Origin of the sequence: [Clostridium] hylemonae DSM 15053, from assembly GCF_008281175.1 — a bacterium.
Lineage (GTDB): Bacteria > Bacillota > Clostridia > Lachnospirales > Lachnospiraceae > Extibacter > Extibacter hylemonae.
The window spans coordinates 3165875-3190423 of the sequence record NZ_CP036524.1 but is presented as its reverse complement, the minus strand read 5'-3'; the positions used below and the strand labels follow the sequence as shown (position 1 = coordinate 3190423).

Sequence of the window (24549 nt, the reverse complement as noted above, 5' to 3'; positions counted from 1 at the left end):
CGGCAGTGGATGAGGAGGATGCTTATGGAGAATGTGGATCCGGCGGCTGTTCCCCAGAGAAAACTGAGCAATGGGATGATCATCCCGGGTATCGGTATGGGGACATTCGGCAATGACCGGTATGCGCCGCGGGAGGTAGCTGACGCGGTATACGGAGCTATAAAGGCAGGATACCGGCTTCTGGACTGTGCGGCAGCTTACGGAAATGAGCGGGACATCGGACAGGTGCTGGCCCGTGTATTTGCGGAAGGTGTTGTACAGAGACAGGAACTGACTGTTATGACGAAGCTCTGGAACGATATGCACGGAAAAGGCGATGTGCTCGTCGCCTGTGCAAAGAGCCTTCGGGACTTAAAGCTGGATTATGTGGATGTGTATATGGTGCACTGGCCGTTCCCGAACTATCATGCGCCTGGCGCTGTGCTGACGGGCAGGAATCCGGATGCGGTCCCGTTTTCTGTGGAGGAGTATATGTCGGTGTGGAGGCAGATGGAACGTCTGGTCGATATGGGACTCGTCAGAAGCCTTGGTATGTCTAACATGACGGTCACAAAGCTTGAGCAGGTGCTCCCTCTGTGCAGGATCAGGCCGGTTGTCCTGGAAGTGGAGATAAATCCGACGTTTCAGCAGCCGGCGCTGTTTGACTATTGTATGTCCCACGGTATACTTCCTGTCGCTTACAGCCCGATGGGTTCGCCGTGCCGTCCAGAGCGGGACACGGAAGAAGGAGATGTCGTTACTTTTGAGATGCCGGAGCTTAAGGAGATCGCGGAGACACACGGCTGCCACCCTGCGTCGGTGTGTGTAAAATGGGCAGTGCAGAGAGGGCATGTCCCCATTCCTTTTTCTGTGTATGAGAAAGAGTATGTGGAGAACCTGCGGTGTACAACAGAGGATTTTCTGACGGAAGAAGAGATGGACACTCTGAAAAGGGCGGACAGAAATGCCCGCCTTATCAAAGGTAAAGTATTTCTCTGGGAAGAGGCCGAAAGCTGGAGAGACATCTGGGACGGAGAAGACGAACGGAACAACTGCAAAACGACAGAAGCGTAACATGATAACATGTTATATTTAGGAGGAAATGCGATGGAATATTTATTGGGAACAGATATCGGAACGTCCGGCACGAAAACGATTCTGATGGATACGAAAGGCAGACTCATATCCCAGGCGCTGGAGGAATACGACGTACTTACGCCAAAGCCGCTCTGGGCGGAGCAGTGGCCGGATGTCTGGTATGAGGCTTCAAAAGAGTCTATCCGCAGGACGGTGGAGAAAGCGGTGGCAGAGTGCGGCGTGAAGAAAGAGGAGATCAAGGGGATCGCGATCAGCGGGCTTTACGGCGGTTCCGGAATACCGCTGGATGAAGAGATGAAGCCGGTGAGACCTTGTATGATCTGGATGGACAGACGCGCGCAGAAGGAGACAGAGTGGGCGCTTGAACATATCGGTGAGGAGAAGCTGCTTGAGATCACGCACAATGGGGCGGATCCTTATTATGGATATACGAAGATCCTGTGGATGAAACATAATGAGCCTGACAACTGGGCAAGAACAAAACTGTTCCTTCCGCCGAACGATTATGTGATATACAAGCTGACCGGAGAGATCGCGATCGACTATTCCTCCGCCGGAAATATCGGCGGTATCTTTGACATGAATGACCGCGTATGGTCCGAGGAACTGCTGGACGCCATGGATATCCCGCTTTCCATGATGCCTCAGAAGATCGTGGAATCCACGGATATTGTCGGCGGACTTAAAAAGGACATGGCAGAAGAGCTCGGGCTGTGGGAGGGACTTCCTGTGATCGCCGGAGGGATCGACTGCGGAGCCGCCAATATCGGACTCGGCGTGTTTGAGGCGGGCGTGTACGCTGCGGCCATCGGAACTTCTATGTGCGCGGCTCTCATTTCTGACAGGCCGGTAAAGGGAAAGGGGCTTATCATTTGGCCGTACCTTTATGATGCCAAGAACCTTTCTTACTACTTTGCCGGGGGCAACACGGCAGGGGCCATCATAAAATGGTTCCGCAATACGCTCTGCCAGTGGGAAGTAGAAAATCAGAAGAACGGCGGTCCGAGCGTATATGACGTGCTGAATGAGCAGGCGGAAGAGATCCCTGCAGGGAGTGAAGGTCTTGTCGTACTTCCGTACTTTATGGGAGAGAGAAGCCCGGTGTGGGATTCTGACGCAAAAGGTACGATCGTCGGCCTGTCTCTTACACACACAAAGGGACATATTTACCGGGCGTTTCTGGAGGCGGTCGCCTACTGTCTGCGTGATGCCATGGAAGCGACGGGAGAAGATCTGGGAGAATACATTCTCATAGCAGGCGGCGTGACAAAGTCAAAGGTATGGCGTCAGATATTTGCAGACGTGACAGGCTATCCGGTCGTATGCCCTATCTATGACGTGGAGGCAAACATGGGTGACGTTATGCTTGCGGGCATTGGAACGGGAATCCTTACATATGAAGAAGTAAAGAAATGGCAGGTACTCGATAAAAAGATCATGCCAAATGAAGAAAACCACAAAAAATATAATGAATATTTCAGACTGTACAAAAATATCTACCGTCATTTGAAAGAAGATATGAAAGAACTGACAAAGGCACTGTAGCACGCAGTGTAAAGGCAGGAGGCTGCTTTCCCGATAACAGGGATGAGCCTTCTGCTTTTTTTAAAATTAATTGGGGACGGGGTATTTTTAAAAATACCCCGTCCCCAATTGGATTTGCCTTTTATCGTATGAAATTCAAAAACAACATAAAACCACACACATTTTAGTTGAATTGCATTGAATTATATGGTAGTATCAACTTAGAAACAACGAAAAGCAAAGGTGATCCGGCCGGATCAGAATAAGGAGGACATGCGCATGCAGAGCGAACTTGATATCAAAAATGAGATGTGTGAGATAGGTAAGAGGGTGTATAACAGGGGTATGGTTGCGGCCAACGATGGGAACTTTTCTGTGAAATTAAATGACAATGAGTTTTTATGTACGCCCACAGGAGTAAGCAAAGGGTTCATGACGCCGGAGTACATATGTAAGGTCGACGCTGAAGGAAATGTGATCGAGGCGAATGAAGGCTTTAAGCCGTCTTCTGAGATCAAGATGCACATGCGCGTGTACAAGGAGAGGGAGGATGTCAGATCAGTGGTACATGCTCATCCTATGTATGCCACCACATTTGCGGTATCGGGTATGGAGCTTACGGCGCCTATCATGCCGGAGGCTGTCATATCACTCGGCACAGTGCCGCTTGCGAAATACGGGACGCCGTCCACGGAAGAGATACCGGATGCAGTATCAGAGTATCTTCCATATTATGACGCGGTACTGCTTGAGAACCATGGAGCTCTCACATACGGGGACTCTCTGCTCGGCGCTTACCACAAGATGGAATCTCTGGAATTCTACGCGCGGCTTCTGTATCAGGCAATGCAGATCGGCGGACCGCAGGTTCTCCCAGAAGAACAGGTAAAGAGGCTCTACAGCATGAGAAAACAATACGGTCTGACCGGCAGGCATCCGGCTGACATGGAGCGGTAAGAGACAGTCGCACACAGAATTCGGAGGTGTTAAAATGCTAGCAATAGAGAGACGCAATGATATATTGGAACGTCTTCAGAAGGAGAAAAGAGTCGTTGTCAGTGAGCTCAGTCAGTCATATCAGGTGTCTGAGGAGACGATAAGAAGGGATTTAGAGAAGCTTGAGAACGACGGACTTGTCATAAAGAGCTACGGAGGCGCGGTGCTGAATGAGCACAGCATCTTCGACCTGCCGTTTAACATAAGAAAGAATCAGAAGATCGTGGAAAAGCAGAAGATGGCGGAGCTCATAGTCGGGATGGTCCGGGACGGCGAAGCGGTCATGCTGGACGCCAGTTCTACGGACGTTTACATAGCCAGAGCGCTGAAAGAGAAGAAAAAGCTTACGGTCATAACGAACTCGGTCGAGATCATTGTGGAACTGTTTGACATGCCGGAGTGGAATGTGATCTCTACAGGCGGCGTGTCCAGAGAGAAGTCATTTGCCCTCGTCGGTCCGCACACGGACCGCATGATCCAGTCCTATCACGTGGACAAAGCGGTCATCTCGTGCAAAGGCCTGAGCCTGGAAGCAGGGATCACGGATTCCGATGAACAGGACGCAAACAGCAAGAGGATGATGCTTGGTTCCGCAAAGGAGAGGATCCTTGTAGCGGACAGCTCCAAGTTCGGAGAGATCGCGTTTACAAAAGTGGCGGAGTGGACCGAACTTACGAAGATCGTGACGGACAGGAAGCCGGGAGGACAATGGCTTCAGGAATTTGAAAAGAACAGGATCGAATGTATTTATCCGGGAAAAGAAAAAGAAGCAAAGGAAAAGGAGAAATAATCATGCCATTAGTTACATCAGAACAAATGCTGCTCGATGCCCAGAAGGGCGGATATGCCGTTGGGGCATTCAATGTGGAAAATATGGAGATGGTAAAGGCTGTCATCCAGGCGGCGGAGGAGCTGAACGCTCCGGTCATGCTGCAGACGACGCCGTCGACTGTGAAGTACGGAAGTCTGGAGACTTATTTCGGCATCGTTTCAGCCGAGGCCAAAAAGGCGTCTGTGCCGGTATGCCTTCATCTGGATCATGGCAGCAGTTTTGAGCTTGCCGTACAGGCAATGAAAGCAGGATATACCTCTGTCATGATCGACGGTTCACACGAAGATCTGGAAAATAATATCGCGCTCACAAAGAGAGTGGCCGATGTGGCGGCAGCCTGCGGCATTCCGGTTGAGGCTGAGCTTGGCAAGGTGGGAGGAAAAGAGGACGACCTTGAGGCTGAGGCCGACACGAATACCGACCCGGCGGAGGCGAAGGTGTTTGTAGAACGTACGGGAGTGTCTTCTCTGGCGATCGCCATCGGCACGGCTCACGGCTTCTATGCGGGCACGCCGGTGCTGGATAAGGAGCGGGTGAGCCAGATCAAAGAGGCCGTGCCGGTGCCGTTGGTGCTTCACGGCGCGTCGGGACTAAGTGACGAGGATGTGAGGGAATGTGTAAAAAGAGGGATGTGCAAAGTGAACTTTGCCACAGAGCTGCGCGTTGCCTACACGGACGCCTGCAAGAAACTTCTCGGGGAGAAGCCGGGGACATTTGACCCGAAGAAGTTAGGGACTGTCGGTATGGAAGCTGTGAAGGAACTCGTCAAAGGCCGTATGAAAGTATGCGGATGTGACGGCAGGGCAAAATAGAGACGGAAAGAATGAGTGGTACTATGGAGCAGTATTTATTGGGAATCGATATTGGAACAAGTGCATGTAAGGTCGCCGTATTTGATGAGAACGGTCAGGTAAAGGCGGGCGCCAGCGGCGCCTACAACGTATATTATCCGCATCCCGGCTGGGCGGAACAGAATCCGGAGGAATGGTGGCAGGCGGTATGTTCTGCAGTGAAGGCCGCTATGGAAAAGAGCGGCATACGGCCCGGGTCTGTTGCCGGTATCGGTATCGACGGGCAGAGCTGGTCTGCCATACCGATCGACGCGGAAGGGAAGGTTCTGGCCAATACGCCTATCTGGATGGATACGAGGGCTGCCGGCATCTGTGAGGAAACGGGAGCCCGTGTCGGTGAAAAAAGGATATTTGACGTGTGCGGCAATCCGTTTAAGCCTTCTTACTCTACGCCTAAGGTACTCTGGTATAAAGAGCAGATGCCGGACGTGTACAGGAAGACGGACAAAATTCTGCAGTCCAACAGTTATATTGCTTTTAAACTGACCGGTGAGGTGACGCAGGAGCTGACGCAGGGGTACGGCCATCACTGCTTCTGCATGCGTCAGGGAACGTGGGATATGGAGATGTGCCGTGACCTCGGCATGGATCCTGACATGCTGCCCGCCATCTGCGCCAGCCATGATGTCATCGGCACGGTGACGGCGAAGGCGGCAAAAGAATGCGGTCTGATGGAGGGGATTCCCGTTGTGGCGGGAGCGCTGGATGCCGCGTGCGGAACGCTCGGCGCGGGCGCAGTACATCCGGGTGAGACGCAGGAGCAGGGAGGCCAGGCAGGCGGCATGAGCATCTGCATGGATACATACAAGGCGGACGAGCGGCTTATCCTGAGCTTTCATGCGGTTCCGGGGCAGTGGATACTCCAGGGAGGAACCGTCGGCGGCGGCGGTGTTATGCGGTGGCTGGAGCATGAATTTGGCGATTACGAGCGCATGAAGGGGAAGGAAACGGGAAAAAGCTCGCTGGAGCTTTTTAATGAACTGGCCGGCGAAGTCTCCGCGGGGAGCGACGGCGTCGTGTTCCTTCCTTATATGTCAGGGGAGCGTTCTCCTATATGGGACCCGGACGCAAAGGGTGTGTATTACGGACTTGACTTCAGCAAGACAAAAGGACATTTTATCAGAGCGGCGATGGAAGGCGTGGCCCTCTCACTCCGGCACAATCTCGATGTGGCAGAGCAGGCGGGAGCGTCTGTGAGTGAGCTGCGCTCCATGGGAGGTTCTGCCAATTCCCTGTTGTGGACGCAGATCAAGGCCGACGTGACGGGCAAACGCATTGTCGTGCCGTCTTCCGATACGGCAACAACGCTTGGCGCTGTTATTCTGGCAGGTGTCGGTGTCGGCATGTACAAAAGCTTTGACGAGGCTGTCAAAAAGACGGTGGCAGAGAAACGGTACCACGAGCCGGATCCTGATACACAGGAAGTGTATACAAGGAATTACAAGGTGTACCGGAAGCTGTATGAGAATCTGAAAGCAGTAATGAAAGGAGATATGTAACGATGAAAGCAGCGGTTGTATGTGCAAATGAGGATGTGCGGTATCTGGATCATGAGGAGCCGAACGCAGGACCGGGAATGGTGAAGGTAAAGGTGAAGGCCTCCGGCATATGCGGCTCTGATATTCCGAGAGTGCTCCACAACGGAGTGCATTTTTACCCGATCGTTCTCGGGCATGAGTTTTCCGGTGACGTAGTGGAGACCGGAGAGGGAGTCACCAGGGTAAAAGTCGGAGACAGGGTGTCAGGGGCGCCTCTTCTGCCGTGTATGAAGTGTGACGACTGCCAGAACGGCAACTTTTCTCTCTGTAAGAAATACAGTTTTATCGGTTCCAGGCAGCAGGGGAGCAATGCGGACTATGTTGTGATCCCCGAGCAGAACGCGGTCGTGTTCGATAAATCTGTTTCTTATGAGCAGGGGGCCATGTTTGAACCTTCTACCGTTGCGCTTCACGGTGTATTACAGAATGACTATAAGGGCGGCGGATATGTGGCTGTGCTTGGCGGCGGCACGATCGGTATGTTTACGATGCAGTGGGCGAAAATATTCGGCGCCAGAAAAGTCGTTGTGTTCGACATAAGCAAGGAGCGCCTGAAGCTGGCCGAAAAGCTTGGCGCCGACGAGGTTGTGAACAGCTCGGAAGAGAATTTTATGGAAAAGGCAATGGAGATCACGGGCCAGAGAGGGTATGATTACGTATTCGAGACGGCGGGACAGGTGCCGACGATGCAGATGGCGTTTGAACTGGCGGCCAACAAGGCGGACGTCTGCTTTATCGGAACGCCTCACGCGGAGCTTTCGTTTACCCCTTCCATGTGGGAGAACATGAACCGGAAAGAATTCAGGCTGACCGGTTCCTGGATGTCGTACAGCGCGCCTTTCCCGGGGAAGGAATGGGAATTGACGGCGCATTATTTCGCAACAGGGCAGCTTAAGTTTGACCCGGGCTTTATCTATAAGAAGATGCCTATGGAACAGGCTCAGAAGGCGTTTCAAATGTTTAAGACGCCGGGACTTGTCAAGGGAAAAGTGCTGCTTGTCAATGAAGATTAGGAGGTTGCCATGATACTGACCGTTACATTGAATGCGTCTATAGACAAGAGGTATGTGCTGGAGGAATTTAAAGTAGGTGAGGTCAACCGCCTGAAGGAGTGCCAGTATACGCCGGGAGGAAAAGGGCTGAATGTATCCAGAGTCGTCCGGATCGCGGGAGGGGAGACTACCGCGACGGGATTTGTGGGCGGCCATGCAGGGCGGTATATTGAGGAAGCGCTTGAGAACTTTGGTGTTTCCTGCGCGTTCTGCCGGGTCAGCGAGGAGAGCCGGTCCTGTGTGAATATCTGGGATGAAAAGAACGGGATCCAGACGGAACTGCTGGAGCCGGGAGTGACGGTGACGGCGGAGGAATTTGACAGGTTTACGGAACAATACCGGCATCTTGCAGAGCGCGCGGATGTGGTGGCTGTCTCGGGAAGTGTCCCAAGAGGGCTTGACGGCACTGCGTATCAGAGGCTGACCGCCATCGCAAAGGAAGCCGGCAGCAAGGTCATCCTGGACACGAGCGGCGCACTTCTGGAGCTCGGGATCGAAGCGAAACCTTCACTCATCAAACCGAATATTGATGAGATCCGCATGCTCACAGGGAAGGACTGCGGCAAAATGGATGACATCATAGAGGCGGCGCTTAAGATCCGTGAAAGAGGAGTGGAGAACGTGGCGGTGTCGCTCGGCGCCGACGGTTCTCTCGTCGTGTGCGGCAGCGGTGTCTATCGGGCGACGGTGCCGCGGCTTGACACGGTGAATTCAGTTGGCTGCGGTGACTCTATGATCGCAGGGTTTGCCATGGGGCTGGAACGAGGAGATTCCATGGAAGAGACGCTGCGAAGGGCGAGCGCGGTCTCGGCGGCCGCGGCGCTCCAGGAAGAGACGGGTATCTTTGATCCGGATGACATGGAGAAGATATACGGTAAGGTTAAGATAGAAAAGATCAGAATGTAATACGTTTTTATTTATTGGCGGATATATCGCGGTTCCCAAATTCCCTTTCACTGCATATTCTATTATAGAATGTTGCGAAAGGGGATTTTTTATGCCATATTCAGTCATGGTGGATGCCGGCCACGGCGGCCGGGATCCAGGCGCTGTCTTTAACGGCAGACAGGAGAAAGATGATACGTTGCGTCTTGCTCTGGCAGTGGGCGAGATATTGCAGGACAATGGAATAGATGTGTCCTACACGAGGACAACGGATGTATACGAGACACCATATGAGAAAGCGATGAAAGCAAACAATGCGGGGGTGGATTTTTTTCTGTCCATACACAGGAATTCCTTCCCGACGGATAACGAGGTCTCGGGGGTGGAGAGCCTTGTATATGACCTGTCAGGGCTCAAATACCAGGTAGCCCAGGACATTAACGCCCAGCTCGAGGCTGTGGGGTTTGTAAACCTGGGAGTGAAGGCAAGACCCAATCTCGTCGTGCTGAAAAGAACAAATATGCCGGCGGTACTTGTAGAGGCCGGGTTTATCAATTCCGATACGGACAATATGCTTTTTGACAACAACTTTGACGCCATCGCGGAGGCGATCGCCACAGGTCTGCTCGATGCGCTGAACGCAGAAGGAGTCATTCAGGAGAATTATTACAGAGTACAGGTTGGACTGTTCAGAAACTGGAGATATGCAGAACGGCTGCGCAATGAACTTCTGGAGCAGGATTATCCCGCGTTTATCGACGATTCCGGACCGTTTATAAGTGTTCAGGTAGGAGGATATGATAATCTGAGCGATGCGGTGGCGATGGAACGAAGACTTAAGATGGACGGCTATGATACATTGATCATAAGCTGAAAAGATTTAACGCAGATTTATCACCGGTCTGCAGGTTCCCTTAACAATACCTGGCTATAATGTAGACAACAAAGAGATGAGCAAGAGTTTGGCAAGGAGGTAGTGCGATGAAACGACTATGGGAACTTACAAATAAAACATTTCAAAATGACTCGGCGACCGGTGTATTTCTTGCGGCAAATATTATATGCTGGACCGCTGCGGCTCTCATCGCAGGAATGCTTTTCTGCGTTATATCAGGCGTATCGGTTCTGGCATATGCCACAGGCATCATGTGCGCGGCAATATACGTGGGGATCATCTTCGGACTGTTCGGGGGAATCATCTTCCTGATGAGGAACCGGGTATAAAAGGAACAGGGCAAAATGAGTTGGGGACGGGGTTTTTCTAGAAAAACCCCGTCCCCAATTCATTTTGCCCTGTCCCCATCGATCAGAACATCCGCAGATCGAGATTTTTGGGCAGTTGTTTTGGATCGATCTGATTTGCCGCCGCGAATGCAAACCAGATGTCGGTTATCTTTGTCTCTCCTTCCCGGATGGATGCATATTCTTTCTGGAATGCTTCTTCCAGAAAGCTCCAGTTTTCCAGATGAAGTGCTGCCTCGCATTCGAGAAGGTATATCCGTTCTTCTTCTTTCAGGCGCGCGGGCAGTTTTTGATATATGTCGTTCAGTTTCTGCCATTGTCCGTCTTCGGCCAGGAGGCGCAAGTATTCCTGGAGGAAGGCGGCGTCTGCCGCTATGTAAGTATCAAGGGTGATCTGTTCCATCTGCCGGATGGCTTTTTTCAGGTCTCCTTCCTGATGTGCCGCGCAGGCAAGATTGCGGTGCAGGATCGGCAGAGGTTTTGCCAGCAGGGCTTTTTCCCACAAGGCGGCGGCTTCATCGTATCTGCCGTTTTCGTACAGGTTTACGCCGAGATGAAGCTGTGCGGCGGTATTGTGTGGATCGCTCTTGATACAGCGCTCCAGGTATGGGATATAATTGGCATCTGTCATCCATGAAGCGGGAAAGTGCGTATCATTTAGTTCCGGCAGCGCGCGGCCTTCCAGGAGGCAGATCCACGGTTCCTGCTCTTTGCCGAGCGTATCTTGTGGAAATGTGAAGGAGGCGGGAAGCAGCGGCTTATTTTCCGCCCGCCGGCGCATATTCTCGAGCGCGCCCCATCCGTGGCCGCGGTGCAGTATCGTTTCGCATGGGAGGGAAGCGAGTGTCCGGCAGTGCATGTCTGCCCGCGCGACTTCCTCCGCCGGAAGCGACTGTTCCACCGCCTGCCGGATAAGTGCCTGTGCCTGTCCGTAAGAGTCCAGATTGCCTTCTCCGGGCTGTACGGCTGCAGTGCCGAATATCTGGGTAAATTCAATACTGCTCTGAGCGTCCATCTCCATTCCGTGCAGCTGCGTCGGCGCAAGTCCGGCCTGAATCTCGATGTAATCGCCCTGGCCCGGAAGAGACAGATAATCGCACCAGCTGCGCCCCCCGCTGTGGCTGCCCCAGCAGAACATCTTGCGGATACGGAGCGGCTGTGTGGAGCGCTCACAGAATACGGTGCCGTCCTTGTAGGAGACTGCCTCCCACGGGGCGGCATCCGACACCGGATTCTGGAAGAAGTATTCGCTGGAAAAGTCAAAGTTGAGAGAGTAGGAGGCATCTTTTCCGGGCAGTACGGGAAGATCAGGAAGCTGACCGCGGCCGAAGCAGTGTTCGCAGCCTTCGGCCTGCGACTGCGGCTCGATATAGAGGACCTCATCTGTGCCGGAGAAGACCCGGCTTCCCTCCTCCTCCTTTACGGCAATGTTGGTCCACCAGTACATAGGAACACTGTGAGGCTGGTCATTTACGATCCTGACGTGGGCAGTGAGGCTCCGTGCGCCCTCCGGCAGGTGGAAATCTATCTGCCATACGAGTCCTCTCGTCCGTTCATAGTCGTACATGCGCAGAAATTCTTCCTCTTTGCCGCCGGATGCGCCGCCTGCTTTGACGGCAGCGAAAAACACGTCGTCACATGTGGAAAACGTATGTCCGAGCTGGGCGATATTCCATTCGATCCCGCCGGAAAACCAGGCATTGCGGATAGCCAGGTTGGCGGGCTGCATGACAGGATTGCAGTAGAGCAGCTCACGGTCCGTCTCTTTTTCTCTCAGCGAATAGAGACGGCCTCCGAATTCCGGGAGAAATTCAGCTCTCAGATGTTCATTTTCCAGCACTACAGATGTAAGCGTAAGTCTCGTTTTGGTTCTCGTATAGCGGTCCTGCATTTTATAGGGAAGCACGCGGAAAGCTGATTCATACCCAAAATAGTCCAGTTCCTCCGGACGCATCGTACCGTTGCTTTTTGGGTGTTTGTTTTTCTGACGGTCTCTGAACAGCGGAAGCGGGTTTGCCCCTTCCGGCCTGGCCCCTTCTATTTTAAGAATACCTTTTGTTATTGACATGATCATATGCTCCTTTTCGCCGGCGGCAGCCGTAAATATTCGTTATGCAAACGTAATCGTATCACTTTCGCGTTTGATTTACAATGGCATTTTCAGACAGAGTATGCTAATATATTTTGTAAACCGGCAGGGCCGCTGTACAGCATGGACGGATACGGCCGGAACTTGGGAGGATATAGATCATGGCAGACAGATTGGAATTCAGAAGCAAACTGGGCAGCATCCAGGAGACCGCCGCGGGACAGGGGAACCGCCTTACCGTGGAGGAAATAGAAAAGTTTTTTGAGGAGGACGGCCTTTCTCAGGAACAGACGGAGCTCGTCTGCGACTATCTGCTTGCTCAGAAGGTCACTGTTGCAGGGTATAAAAAGCAGCCGGGAAAGATCATCGAGTCAGGCGAAGAGTCCGCAGATCTAAGCAGTGAAGAGCAGGAGTATTTTACGGAATACATACAGGAAATAGAGAACATGAGGGGAGGAAGTGTGGAAGAAGCCCGTATGGCCTACTATCTGCCCCTCGTTGCGGACGCGGCGCTTCAGATGCACCGCAAAGAGCTTTTCATCGGCGACATGATACAGGAGGGCAACTTAAGTCTCATGGCAGCGCTCAGGCGTTTTGAAGGGGCGGTGGACAGTGAGCAGGAGATCATGGAAGAAGTGCGCGCCGGACTGCAGGCATTTATAGAGTCTCAGACAGAGACGAGACGTCAGGATAAAAAGATGGTGAGCCAGGTGGCGGAGCTCGATGAGACGATCCGCCATATGAGTGAAGATATGGGCAGGAAAGTATCTGTGGATGAGGTGGCGCAGCAGCTTAGTATGGAGACAGAGCAGGTCGAGGCGCTTCTGAAACTGGCAGGAGAAGACGTGGAAGAAGAACAGGAAGAGATATAAAACAGACGCTGGAATGCAGATTCCAGCGTCTGTTATTATCGTGATATCCTTTTAATCATCTGTATCTTCATCTGCCTCTCGTTCCGGCAGATACATATGCACAGTCTCGATCCTGTTTTTATCCAGCGTCTCGACTACCATACGTATGCCGTCCTCCGTGGTGATCGTGTCACCGGCCTCAGGCAGCCGGTCCAGCCGCTCGATGATAAAGCCGCCGACCGAGTCATAATCTTCAGATTCCAGATTCAGGTCCAGCCGGTCATTTAAGTCGTCCAGGTTCGTGGAACCCTCGACGATAAATTCACGCTCCCCGATCTCCTGAATAAAATCTTCCTCATTTTCGTCGTATTCGTCATGGATCTCACCGACGATTTCTTCTAATATATCTTCTAATGTAATAAGTCCGGCTGTTTCGCCATATTCATCTAATACGATAGCAATGTTAAAAGAGGCCTGCCGCATCTCTACGAGCAGCTCGGAAATGTTTTTATATTCATAGGTAAAATATGCTTCGCGCAGTATGTCGCGTATATGGAATTCCTTCGTATTGTCGTAGAGAAGAAGGTCTTTCATATTGATGGTTCCGATAACGTTATCCGTTGTCTCCTCAAAGACCGGCAGCCTTGTGAATTTATCCTCCCGGAATATCTCCAGCAGTTCTTCGTAGGTGCTCTCCACATCTGCAAATGTCACATGGACACGCGGTACCATGACATCCTTGGCCTTGGCATCTCCCAGGTCGAACACATTGTATATCATTTCACGCTCGTCGGATTCAATGACGCCGTCTTCATGGCTCACATCGACGATCGTGCGAAGCTCTGTCTCTGTCATGATATCATTCTTTGCATTGGGGTCCACACGCAGCAGCAGGAGAACTCCCATGGACAAACCGTTGATAAGGAAAATGACAGGTGTCATGATCTTCATGAACATGCTGATGATGGGGGCGTAGATAAGCGCCATTTTTTCAGCGTGGATGGTTGCCATCGTCTTCGGCGTTATCTCACCGAAGAGAAGGATCAATACGGTCAGTATACCGCTGGCGATCGCCACCATAGAGCCACCGAAGCTGTATGCAAGGCTTGTTGTAAGCGAAGCGGCGGATAAGTTGACGATGTTGTTGCCGATCAGTATCGCGCTCAGCATCTTTCCTGAATTGTCTGTTATTTTTAATAATGTTTTAGCCCGTTTACTGCCGTCCTCGGCCAGGCTGCGGATTCGAATCTTGTTGGCTGTTGTAAGAGATGTCTCCGCAGATGAGAAAAATGCAGACAATCCCAGTAAAACAACCAGTATTATTAGCTGTATGACGTCACTCGAGTCCAATGATAAGTTCACTCCTTTTTAAAATAGATTATATGGGACTAATATAACCCATTTTCCCTGTTTTTGCAAGTCTGCGTTGAATTTGGCAGGTAGATAGTGTATGATGTACTGAGAAAATTAATATGATTTAATATAAAAATATAAGATGGAGACACATATGAATCAAGATTTTTACAATGCATTGAAGGATGTTTTGACAGAAGATAAAGTGCTGGCGGATGAACCGATGAAGAACCACACGACCTTCCGCGTCGGCGGGGCGGCAGATTATTATACGGTTCCGGAGTCAAAGGAGGAAGTAAGAGATATTATCCGCCTGTGCAGACAGTGGGACGTTCCTTTCTATATTATAGGCAACGGGAGCAACCTGCTTGTATCGGACAAAGGATACCGCGGAGTCATGATACAGATATACAGAGATATGAGTGAAATAACGGTAGAGGGACATACAGTCAGGGCCCAGGCCGGCGCACTTTTATCATCGATCGCAGCCCGGGCGCTGTCGGCGGGACTTACAGGATTTGAATTTGCCGCGGGGATCCCCGGGACGCTCGGAGGCGCCTGCGTGATGAATGCGGGAGCATACGGCGGAGAGATGAAGGATGTACTGAGATACGTTACAGTTCTCACAGAAGACGGAGCATTTCTCACGCTCCACAGAGACGAACTGGAACTTGGCTACAGGACGAGCGTCATTGCCAGAAAAGGATATATTGCGCTGGAAGCTGAAATAGAGCTTAAGGAAGGCAGTAAAGACGAGATAAAAGCCAGAATGGATGAGCTGAAAGAAAAGAGAGTGACCAAACAGCCGCTCGAATATCCGAGCGCCGGGAGTACGTTCAAAAGACCGGAAGGATATTTTGCGGGCAAGCTGATCGAGGATGCCGGGCTGCGCGGCTTCCGTGTCGGGGGCGCCCAGGTGTCCGAGAAACACTGTGGGTTTGTGATAAACAGGGGCAGTGCCACAGCGGCTGATATTATGGCGCTGATAACCGAGGTCGCAGACCGGGTAGAGAGACAGACCGGTGTGCGGATGGAACCGGAAGTGAAAAGATTAGGGGAGTTCTAAGATGAGATTTGTTATAGTTACCGGAATGTCAGGAGCCGGAAAGAGTACGGCGCTTAAGATGCTGGAGGATGTGGGCTATTTCTGCGTCGACAACCTTCCTGTGCCGTTGATCCCGAAGATGGCGGATCTGCTGCGGGTTCCGGGGACAGAGATAAATAAGGCGGCGCTCGGCGTGGATATCCGAAGCGGCCAGAGCTTCCGAGAACTGGAGAAAGTGCTCGATGAACTGGATATGACCGGCTTAAAGTACGAGATACTTTTTCTGGAATCAAGTGATAACGTGCTTGTCAAGCGGTATAAAGAGACGAGAAGATTCCACCCCCTGTCCGGAAACGACAGCAGAGTCGACCAGGGAATACAGAGGGAGAGAGAACAGCTTAAATTTTTAAAAAAGAGGGCGGACTATCTCGTGGACACGAGCCATATGCTCACAAGAGAGCTGAAGGCGGAGCTGAATAAGATATTTGTCCAGAACAAAGAATATAAGAATCTTTATATATCGGTTCTTTCCTTTGGATTCAAATATGGGATCCCAAATGATGCAGATCTCGTATTTGATGTACGCTTTCTGCCGAACCCGTATTATATAGAAGAACTGCGTTCCGAGAGTGGCAATGACCGGGAAGTAAGGGACTATGTCATGAACAATGACAAGGCGAAGAAATTTCTCGAAAAGCTGCTGGATTTGGTAGAGTTCCTCATACCTAATTATATTGTGGAAGGCAAGACGCAGCTCGTCATCGGTATCGGATGCACGGGCGGAAAGCACCGGTCCGTGACGCTGGCAAACGAACTGTTTGAACAGCTTAAAGACACGGAAGTGTACGGTATACGGATCGAACACCGGGATATCGGAAAGGATGCTGTCACAAAGGCCAGATGATTGCCTTATACGGACAGAGGTCTAAGGAGAGTCAGATGTCATTTTCAGGAAATATAAAAGAAGAATTATCCAGGCATTATGCCAAAGCACGGCACTGCAGTCTTGCGGAACTGTCTGCGATCGTGCATATGTGCGGCGGGTTTCAGGAGGATGCAGGCGGAACGTGCAGTCTCGGAGTACACACTGAAAATATCGCTGTTGCAAGAAAGTGCTTTACATTAATTGAAAAAACATTTAATATAAGAACTGATATCGCTGTCCGGAGAAATACGGGCAGGGACAGCAGCAGTTATTTTATCCATGCAAGAGGGAAAGAACTGCTGGCGGTCAAAAACGCATCTGCGCAGGCTGTCTGCTGCAAGCGCTCTTACATACGGGGAGCTTTTCTCGCGGCAGGGTCCATGAGTGACCCGAGCAAGTCTTATCATTTTGAGATCGTGTGCGGTGACGAGGCAAAAGCGGTTCACCTGCGGGATATTATCAACAGCTTTGGCATGGATGCAAAGATCGTACCGAGAAAAAAGACCTTTGTAGTGTATCTGAAGGAAGGCTCACAGATCGTAGATATATTGAACGTCATGGAGGCGCATATCGCGCTGATGGAGCTGGAGAATGTGAGGATACTGAAGGAAATGCGCAACTCGGTGAACCGGAAGGTGAACTGCGAGACTGCGAATATCAATAAAACCGTATCTGCTGCCGTAAGGCAGATGGAGGATATTTCTTATATAAAGGAAACCGTCGGTTTTGACAAGCTGCCAGAGGGACTGAGAGACGTTGCCCTTACACGTCTTGAATATCCGGAGGCAACTTTGAAAGAGCTGGGGAATCTGCTCCGGGAGCCTCTTGGCAAATCAGGAGTAAACCACCGGCTGCGAAAGTTAAGTGAGATAGCTGATAAGTTAAGGGAACAGTAAGGAGGAACATTATGATTAAGAAACCTGTAACTATCCAAACGGACATGAGTACTGAAGACAGATCGGTGGCGCTGCTTGTGCAGGAAGCAAGCCAGTATCAGAGCCAGGTATTCTTCGAGGTTGAAGAGAAAAAGATTAATGCCAAGAGTATCATGGGAATGATGACCCTCAGGTTATGTCAGGGAGAGGAACTTACAGTGGTTGCAGAGGGCAAGGATGAAGAGGAAGCGGCAAAAGGGCTGGAGTTATTCCTTTCTGACAAAAAATAAAAATACATACCTGTTAAATGGAGATGTTTAACGAGGCATACATGAGAAGGGCATGAAAATGCCCTTTTTATACGCAGGAAAAAGGGAGGGCTTATGAGACGACTATTATTTATCTATAATCCGCATGCTGGGAAGGGGCTGCTTAAGCCCAAACTTTCAGATGTCATCGATATTTTTGTAAAGGCAGGTTATGAGGTGGTCGCATATCCTACGCAGGCATACCGGGACGCGTATAAAAAAGTGGTGCAGTATGAGTTCGGCTCTTATGATCTCGTCGTGTGCAGCGGAGGAGACGGCACGATCGATGAAGTAGTGACGGGAATGATGCAGCGCGGCGACAGGACTCCTATCGGGTACATTCCGACCGGTACTACGAACGACTTTGCCAACAGCCTCCATATACCGAAAGGACTGTTAAGTGCTGCGGACAATGCGGTAAACGGGGCTGTGTTTCCGTGTGATGTCGGCAGGTTTAATGACGACGTCTTCGTATATATCGCTGCATTTGGACTCTTTACCGACGTATCATACCAGACAAAGCAGGAGGTGAAGAATGTTCTCGGGCATCTTGCCTATGTGCTGGAAGGGACAAAGAGACTGTTCAACGTGCCGTCATACCGTATTAAAGTCACACATGACGGCGAAACTATAGAGGATGAATTCATATTCGGGATGGTGACGAACTCCAGATCCGTGGGCGGCTTCCGGAATATGATCGGAAAGCAGGTGGTCTTTGACGACGGCGTGTTTGAAGTGACGTTGATCAAGATGCCGAAGAATCCGCTGGAGCTTCAGGAAATAGTGGCGGCCCTTCTGATCGAGCAGGTGGACACGAAGCACATGTATTCTTTCAAGACAGGCAATATTGTGTTTGAATCTCTGGAGGAGATACCGTGGACGCTGGACGGGGAATTCGGAGGCATTCATGACAGGGTGGAAGTTCAGAACCTGAACAGGCAGCTTGAGATCATGGTGCCGGAGGAGCATATCAGGGAACTGATGCAGAACCCGGAGGAATATCTTCTGGAAGAGAAACAGTTGGAAAAGAAACAGCTGGAAGATAAACAGCTGGAAGAGAAATAACAGAGGAACTGACAAATGGAAAAAAGAGAAAAGTTTTCTTCAAGATTGGGATTTATACTGATCTCAGCGGGCTGTGCCATCGGTCTGGGCAATGTTTGGCGCTTCCCTTATATCACAGGAAAATACGGCGGAGGAGCATTTGTACTCATGTATCTGTTCTTCCTTGTCATACTGGGACTTCCGATCGTAGTCATGGAACTGTCGGTAGGAAGAGGAAGCCAGAAAAGTTCTGCCATGTCGTTCAACGCGCTGGAACCGGCCGGGAGCAAGTGGCACGTCTTCCGCTATTTTTCCATGGCAGGAAACTATCTGCTCATGATGTTCTACACGACGATCGGAGGATGGATGCTCGCTTATTTTGTCAAGATGCTGAAGGGCGATTTTGAAGGGGCAGATACGGCGCAGGTAGAGGGGGTATTTACTGCACTTACGTCTGACCGGAACGGGATGCTTTTCTGGATGGTTCTCATTTCTGTGGCGGCGCTTCTGATCTGCTCCATGGGACTTCAGAAGGGTGTGGAGCTGATCACAAAAGTGATGATGTCCAGCCTTCTTGTCATCATGATCGTGCTTGTCATACGTGCCGTGACGCTTCCAAACGCGGCGGACGGGCTGAAGTTCTATCTGCTTCCCGATTTTGGGAAAATGGAGGAGGCAGGGATAAAGGAAGCGGTTTTTGCGGCTATGGGTCAGGCGTTCTTCACCCTGAGTGTCGGCGTCGGTTCACTTGCCATATTCGGCAGTTACATCGGTAAAGAGCGGAGCCTTGCGGGCGAAGCTGTAAGTATTACCGCGCTGGATACCTTTGTGGCGGTCGTGGCGGGACTTGTTATTTTCCCTGCGTGCTTTGCCTTTGACTTAAATCCCGGGGAAGGCCCGGGGCTTGTATTCGTGACGCTACCGAATGTATTCCGGGAGATGCCGGGCGGGAGAGTGTGGGGCAGCCTGTTCTTTCTGTTCATGACCTTTGCGGCGCTCTCTACAATTGTTGCGGTATTCCAGAATATAATCCAGTTTGCGCGCGACTTGTGGGACTGGCCCCTCAGACGTTCTGTGATTGTGAACGGGGTTCTTCTCATACTGCTCAGTATTCCGTGTGTACTCGGGATGACGGACTGGTCCTCGTTTACAATAGGCGGAAAGAACATTATGGACATAGAAGACTTTATTGTGAGTAATAACCTGCTTCCGCTTGGCTCCATGGTGTATCTGCTGTTCTGTGTGACAAGGTACGGATGGGGATGGGATAACTTCCTCAAGGAAGCCAACGCAGGAGCGGGAATGAAGTTTCCGTCCGGCCGGGGTGTCAGGTTTTATCTGACGTTTATCCTTCCTCTTATCGTGTTCGTGATCTTTATTCAGGGGTATATAAGTATGATAATGAAATAAATTTTAAATTTCTAAAAAAAATGCTTGTCTATTGTGATTTTTTTTGCTACAATAGACAGGCAGGTGAAATAATGGCTCCATGGTCAAGCGGTTAAGACGCTAGCCTCTCACGCTGGAATCAGGGGTTCGATTCCCCTTGGAGTCACTTAACTTTTCCGCTGAATCCCTTGTAACACAGGGGTTCAGCGGATTTTTTTTATCCTGATAAGTGAAGGGGACGCTGTCCGGACTGTTCAGGTTTTACAGTAGACTTTTTATATAGAAATTAAGCATGGAGCCGGAAGGCTCCTGTTTTAATGTCCGCTAAAGTATACTAGGGATCAGGCGTAAAATCAAGATGCATAAAGCGCAGTGTTAAGCAAAATTAAAAATAATATTTATCTATGTCCCTCTTTGTCCCGCATGCTGCTGCTAAAATACAGCAAACAGATAATAAGGAGGAACAAAAAATGGAAGAAAACACAAGCTTCATACCGGAAATTTATATCGGTGAAAATGGGAACTGGTTTATCAACAACTATGACACGGGAGTTAAGGCAAGAGGTGACGACGGTATCACGCCTCACATCGGAGCCAGCGGCAATTGGTATATAGGGGAGGCCGACACCGGAGTGCCGGCCACCGGCCCGAAGGGTGAGAAGGGTGAGGCGGGCCCGATGGGGCCTCAGGGACTGACCGGAGTCACAGGTCCTCAGGGAGCTACGGGGCCACAGGGACTGACCGGCCCCCAGGGGCCGACGGGAGCTACCGGTCCGCAGGGAGCCACAGGACCCAAAGGAGACACAGGAGCAGCAGGCCCGCAGGGGCCAACCGGAGCCACGGGTCCAAAGGGAGATCCGGGAGCAGCGGGCCCGCAGGGGCCGAAAGGCGACAAAGGAGATGCCGGTACTGCAGGAGAGCAGGGGCCGCAGGGCGAGAAGGGAGAGAAAGGCGATAAGGGAGACCGCGGACCTGTGGGACCGGCCGGTCCGGTGAATATGGCGAACAATCTTGAAACGACAGAGGAAGGTTACGCCCTTGATGCCCGGCAGGGTAAAGTGCTGTTGGATACAGTAAACAGCGCCCTGAATGATCATATTATTAAGAGGACTGTGGGGAACCGCATTAATGTATCGGCCGGACAGCAGTCATACACTTATATTAATTTTGCCATACCTGAAGGTTACAGTGTATTATCAGTGAGCGCATATGCTGCACATGCGGCGACTCTTTGTGGCGCTGCTGTCATGAGTGAAGGAAGGATCATAATACCATTCTCATCAACGGCAGCGAATACACCGGAAACATTTACGGCAGATGTTGTGTTGATTAAAACTATGAATTAAACTCTAATTCTAAAGCAATATACAGAGCAGCGGCGCTTGCATCAGGTGATGTCGTGCTGCAGGATCTTAGCGGATATTCATATAGACCTACATCGGACTCTGTCCGGGGATACTTTATGTTTACTCCGTAATTGACAGTAAAAAGATATTGGAACCGAATGGCACCCCTTAAGCTGGAATTCAAACTTAAGGGGTGTCGTTCAGTTTAAACAGGCACTTTTATTGTTGTTTGTAATCTAAAAATAACAGAATTAAATGTTGGTAACTGTAAGATGAAAGCGCAATTTTTAATTTACAGAAAAGAATATTGACAATAAGCGTATCAGATGATATTATAAAACAAAAGAAAAACGTTTCGCTAAATTTTGCATTATTAAAAACATACTACAAACACTATAAATATGTATATTAACATAAAACTAAGTATAATATTTTTTAATTTTTTTTTGAGATTGTAGCGAAACGATTTACCAAAGAAACGGAACCGGAAAGAATGAGTAAAAAGGAAAGCAAAATCACGATCAGCCAAATAGCAAAAATGGCCAATGTATCTACTTCCACGGTGTCACATGTAATTAACGGTACAAAGAATGTCAGTGACCGTACGAGACTGAAGGTGGCAGGTATTATCAATGAAACGGGTTACACTCCCAATTATGTAGCAAAGGCGCTGAAAAAAAGTGAAACTAAGACAATAGGTTTGATTGTCTCCGATATTACAAACCAGTTTTTCGTGGATGTGATACAGGCAGTAAATGAAGAAGCGCTGCGAAACGGATATATGGTAATCCTAGGTGATTCGGACGATAATCCGAAACAGGAACTAGAGCTGGTAAAGTCATTTCAGGAAAGATGTATAGATGGTCTGATCTTTTCGCCGACGATCCATTCCGGAAATTATGCGGCGCCGTACCTGAACAGTGTGAATCTGCCTGCAGTTTGTATCGACAGAACGCTGGACGACAAGTGGGACTGGGTAGGGACAGAAAACCGGAATGCGGCAAAGATACTGACCCGCCACCTGATCGGGCTGGGGCACCGCAGGATCGCGTTTGTCTCCGGGCTCAGAGGAATCAACACTACGGAGGAGCGGATCGAAGGGTATGAGAGTGCATTAAAAGAGGCAGGGCTCCCGTTTGACAAGACGCTCCTGATCGTTGGGGAATCCAGGATTGTTCCGGCTAAAGTCAGGTCAAAAGAACGTTTTAAAGCCATATTAAATACGGAGAATTTTCCGACGGCGATCATCGCGTCCAACAACCTCATGGTCATTGGAATTATGCGCACATTGCAGGAGCTTAATGTTAAGGTTCCGGAAGATATGGCGCTTGCGGCATTTGATGATTTTGAGTGGGCCGACCTGTTTCAACCGCGTATTACAACAATCGTGCAGCCGTGCCGGGATATTGGAACAAAAGCGGTACAGCTGCTCATAGAGAGAATTAAGAATCCAACAGCAGCGCTGCAGAAGGTGGAATATTATCCCCGGTTAGAGATACGGGAATCGTGCGGCATACTGCTGAAAGATAAATTAAAAAAAGAAGGAGTGAAGAAATGGTGAAAGAACGATGGCCGGTAATTGACACGCACTATCACACAGGAGTGTGTCTCATCAACACATTTGACGCGGAGAAAGAACTGATTCCATGGATGGACAAAAACGGCGTGGATATCCAGGTGATTTTTCAGGTGAATGAAGGGTTTGTCCATAAGACACCGGATTGGAACCCGTACATAGGAAATGATTATATCAGCAGGATCCAGCACAAATTCCCTGACAGAGTGATAGGTCTGTGTACGATCAATCCATGGCTTCAGGCCCCAAAGACTTATAACTGGCCGAAGTCAAAGTACGGAAAGGAGATGGATCTGCCGATCAGAGACGAGGCCTTGGAGGAGCTTGAGCGTTCTATTCTGGAATTAGGCCTGTGGGGCATAAAATTACATCCGCTGGAACATGATTTTGAGATCAATAATAAGAGTATTATATATCCGATCATGGAAAAGCTGACCAGGCTTCAGGAAAAATGCGGACGGAAATTGTTTGTTGTAGTGCACTGTGCCGGAGATTCTGTGAATAATACTCCGACTCAGCTGGCACAGGTCGCCGCAGACTTTCCGGACATTTTGTTCCTCATGGCTCATGCGGGATATATGAGAGCATTTGGAACCGCGGGAGATGTGGCGGAAGGCATCGATAATCTGAAGCTGGACCTGACGCTGAATGTCACCCCGACAACTTTAAAACCGACATATGAAAAAGAAGGAGCCGGAAAATTCGTGATCGGCACAGACGGTCCATTCGACCTTGCGACGACAAAGCGGCTCATTGTCAGAGACCTGACCGGAGAGGACGACGAGGAGGCAGTGGAACTGGTCATGGGCGGAAACATGGCAGAATACCTGGGAATACCAAAGATAAAATATGAGGAACAGGAGGATGAGAACCGTGGGAAAATATCGCTGGCCGGTAATTGATACAAATTTTAAGATCGGTGTGAATATGAAGAGCACCTGCGTTGCGGAAGAAGATTTGATTCCATGGATGGATGAGAACGGAATCGATATACAGATAGTCTTTCAGGCAGATGAGGGCTTCGCCCATCAGACACCAAAGTGGAATCCATACATAGGCAACGATTATGTCGCGAAGATCCAGGACATGTTTCCGGAGAGAGTGATAGGCCTTGCCACTGTCAACCCGTGGAATGATGCGCCGAAGACGTGGAACTACCCGCCGGACGAGACGGGGAGACCGTTTACACTCCCGGTGGCAGATGAGTCGTCAAGAGAGCTGGAGCGCTGTATCGTGGATCTCGGGCTGAAAGGGCTGCGGATGAATCCGGCGGCACATAACTATGAGATCAATAATAAGACGGTCGTGTATCCGATGCTGAACAAGCTGAGGGAACTGCAGGAACGTACGGGAAGGGTTCTCCCGGTCGTGGTGCATGGCGCCGGGGACAGCGGCAATACGACTGCGCTGCAGGTGGCGGAGGTTGCCAAGGATTTCCCGAAACTGGTCTTTCTCATGATCCATTCCGGATTCATTTGGTGTTACGGTACGACCGGAGAGATCGCACCGTCATATGACAATCTGCTTCTGGACTTGACAGGCAATCTGGGGCCTTATTCTGTTTCGGAGGCATACAGGCAGTGCGGGGCCGGCAAATTTACAATAGGAACGGACGGCCCTCTCGGCATACCTGGAATAAAAGATAAGATCCTGGATGTATTTGTGGACAACGAGGAGGACAGAGAACTGATACTGGGCGGAAATATTGCAAAATTATTAGGAATTGAGAAGATTGAGGTTGCGCGATGAAT

The 24549-nt window shown here is 50.4% G+C and carries 23 protein-coding genes and 1 tRNA gene; 22 read left to right on the top strand and 2 right to left on the bottom strand.

Translation table 11 applies throughout. The annotated features are described in order from the left end of the window. The first annotated feature begins 24 nt into the window (after positions 1-24). The 10 genes from LAJLEIBI_RS15085 (at position 25) to LAJLEIBI_RS15040 (ending at position 9979) form a co-directional block, all read left to right on the top strand. The gene (locus tag LAJLEIBI_RS15085; RefSeq protein WP_330362725.1) at positions 25-1053 is read left to right on the top strand and encodes an aldo/keto reductase; all 1029 of its coding nucleotides are present in this window, start codon (positions 25-27) and stop codon (positions 1051-1053) included. A gap of 33 nt (positions 1054-1086) precedes the next feature. Next, positions 1087-2622, top strand: a complete 1536-nt coding sequence (locus LAJLEIBI_RS15080) for an FGGY-family carbohydrate kinase (protein WP_040434987.1) — start codon at positions 1087-1089, stop codon at positions 2620-2622. 258 nt (positions 2623-2880) lie between these two features. After that, positions 2881-3558, top strand: coding sequence for a class II aldolase/adducin family protein (locus LAJLEIBI_RS15075; protein WP_040434985.1), 678 nt, complete (start codon positions 2881-2883; stop codon positions 3556-3558). 34 nt (positions 3559-3592) lie between these two features. Beyond that, positions 3593-4387, top strand: coding sequence for a DeoR/GlpR family DNA-binding transcription regulator (locus LAJLEIBI_RS15070; protein WP_006442981.1), 795 nt, complete (start codon positions 3593-3595; stop codon positions 4385-4387). Positions 4388-4389: 2 nt separating this feature from the next. Further along, the gene (locus tag LAJLEIBI_RS15065; protein ID WP_040434983.1) at positions 4390-5241 is read left to right on the top strand and encodes a class II fructose-bisphosphate aldolase; all 852 of its coding nucleotides are present in this window, start codon (positions 4390-4392) and stop codon (positions 5239-5241) included. 11 nt (positions 5242-5252) lie between these two features. Further along, entirely contained in the window at positions 5253-6779 is a 1527-nt protein-coding gene (xylB, locus tag LAJLEIBI_RS15060) for a xylulokinase (protein WP_006442979.1), read from the top strand. 2 nt (positions 6780-6781) lie between these two features. After that, complete coding sequence (locus LAJLEIBI_RS15055; protein WP_006442978.1) at positions 6782-7831, top strand: galactitol-1-phosphate 5-dehydrogenase; 1050 nt, start codon at positions 6782-6784, stop codon at positions 7829-7831. Positions 7832-7840: 9 nt separating this feature from the next. Continuing rightward, complete coding sequence (gene pfkB, locus LAJLEIBI_RS15050) at positions 7841-8776, top strand: 1-phosphofructokinase (protein ID WP_006442977.1); 936 nt, start codon at positions 7841-7843, stop codon at positions 8774-8776. Between the two features lie 91 nt (positions 8777-8867). Next, positions 8868-9629 carry an N-acetylmuramoyl-L-alanine amidase gene (locus LAJLEIBI_RS15045; protein WP_040434979.1) on the top strand — a complete coding sequence of 254 codons (762 nt, stop codon included), beginning with the start codon at positions 8868-8870 and terminating at the stop codon, positions 9627-9629. Between the two features lie 107 nt (positions 9630-9736). Next, positions 9737-9979: a hypothetical protein gene (locus LAJLEIBI_RS15040; protein ID WP_006442975.1), complete on the top strand. Its 243-nt coding sequence runs from the start codon at positions 9737-9739 to the stop codon at positions 9977-9979. Between the two features lie 82 nt (positions 9980-10061). Here the strand turns inward: LAJLEIBI_RS15040 and LAJLEIBI_RS15035 are convergent, their stop codons facing one another. Further along, positions 10062-12065: a DUF5107 domain-containing protein gene (locus tag LAJLEIBI_RS15035; protein WP_040434977.1), complete on the bottom strand. Its 2004-nt coding sequence runs from the start codon at positions 12063-12065 to the stop codon at positions 10062-10064. A gap of 182 nt (positions 12066-12247) precedes the next feature. Between LAJLEIBI_RS15035 and LAJLEIBI_RS15030 the strand changes: the two genes are divergently transcribed. After that, positions 12248-12958 carry a sigma-70 domain-containing protein gene (locus LAJLEIBI_RS15030; RefSeq protein ID WP_006442973.1) on the top strand — a complete coding sequence of 237 codons (711 nt, stop codon included), beginning with the start codon at positions 12248-12250 and terminating at the stop codon, positions 12956-12958. Between the two features lie 51 nt (positions 12959-13009). Here LAJLEIBI_RS15030 and LAJLEIBI_RS15025 read toward each other — a convergent pair whose 3' ends face one another. Further along, a complete protein-coding gene (locus LAJLEIBI_RS15025; RefSeq protein WP_006442972.1) occupies positions 13010-14287 on the bottom strand; it encodes an HlyC/CorC family transporter in 1278 nt (425 codons plus the stop codon). Positions 14288-14444: 157 nt separating this feature from the next. Between LAJLEIBI_RS15025 and murB the strand changes: the two genes are divergently transcribed. The 11 genes from murB to LAJLEIBI_RS14970 all read left to right on the top strand — a co-directional run bounded on the left by murB (position 14445) and on the right by LAJLEIBI_RS14970 (position 24547). After that, positions 14445-15356 (top strand): UDP-N-acetylmuramate dehydrogenase, encoded by a 912-nt coding sequence (gene murB / locus LAJLEIBI_RS15020; RefSeq protein ID WP_040434974.1) that lies wholly within the window; start codon positions 14445-14447, stop codon positions 15354-15356. A 1-nt stretch (position 15357) separates the two neighbouring features. After that, a complete protein-coding gene (gene rapZ / locus LAJLEIBI_RS15015) occupies positions 15358-16239 on the top strand; it encodes an RNase adapter RapZ (RefSeq protein WP_006442970.1) in 882 nt (293 codons plus the stop codon). Positions 16240-16274: 35 nt separating this feature from the next. Next, a complete protein-coding gene (whiA, locus tag LAJLEIBI_RS15010; RefSeq protein ID WP_040434972.1) occupies positions 16275-17156 on the top strand; it encodes a DNA-binding protein WhiA in 882 nt (293 codons plus the stop codon). An 11-nt stretch (positions 17157-17167) separates the two neighbouring features. Further along, positions 17168-17425, top strand: coding sequence for an HPr family phosphocarrier protein (locus LAJLEIBI_RS15005; protein ID WP_006442966.1), 258 nt, complete (start codon positions 17168-17170; stop codon positions 17423-17425). Positions 17426-17518: 93 nt separating this feature from the next. Beyond that, positions 17519-18508 (top strand): diacylglycerol/lipid kinase family protein, encoded by a 990-nt coding sequence (locus LAJLEIBI_RS15000; protein ID WP_006442965.1) that lies wholly within the window; start codon positions 17519-17521, stop codon positions 18506-18508. Positions 18509-18523: 15 nt separating this feature from the next. Then, positions 18524-19897 carry a sodium-dependent transporter gene (locus tag LAJLEIBI_RS14995; RefSeq protein ID WP_006442964.1) on the top strand — a complete coding sequence of 458 codons (1374 nt, stop codon included), beginning with the start codon at positions 18524-18526 and terminating at the stop codon, positions 19895-19897. Between the two features lie 73 nt (positions 19898-19970). Beyond that, positions 19971-20042, top strand: a tRNA-Glu gene (locus LAJLEIBI_RS14990). A gap of 304 nt (positions 20043-20346) precedes the next feature. After that, complete coding sequence (locus tag LAJLEIBI_RS18835) at positions 20347-21222, top strand: collagen-like domain-containing protein (protein WP_050765505.1); 876 nt, start codon at positions 20347-20349, stop codon at positions 21220-21222. A 493-nt stretch (positions 21223-21715) separates the two neighbouring features. Further along, complete coding sequence (locus LAJLEIBI_RS14980; protein ID WP_006442961.1) at positions 21716-22783, top strand: LacI family DNA-binding transcriptional regulator; 1068 nt, start codon at positions 21716-21718, stop codon at positions 22781-22783. Beyond that, a complete protein-coding gene (locus LAJLEIBI_RS14975; RefSeq protein WP_006442960.1) occupies positions 22777-23700 on the top strand; it encodes an amidohydrolase family protein in 924 nt (307 codons plus the stop codon). Before LAJLEIBI_RS14980 ends, LAJLEIBI_RS14975 begins: the two co-directional genes overlap by 7 nt. After that, positions 23663-24547: an amidohydrolase family protein gene (locus tag LAJLEIBI_RS14970; RefSeq protein WP_006442959.1), complete on the top strand. Its 885-nt coding sequence runs from the start codon at positions 23663-23665 to the stop codon at positions 24545-24547. Before LAJLEIBI_RS14975 ends, LAJLEIBI_RS14970 begins: the two co-directional genes overlap by 38 nt. The last annotated feature ends 2 nt before the right edge of the window (positions 24548-24549 follow it).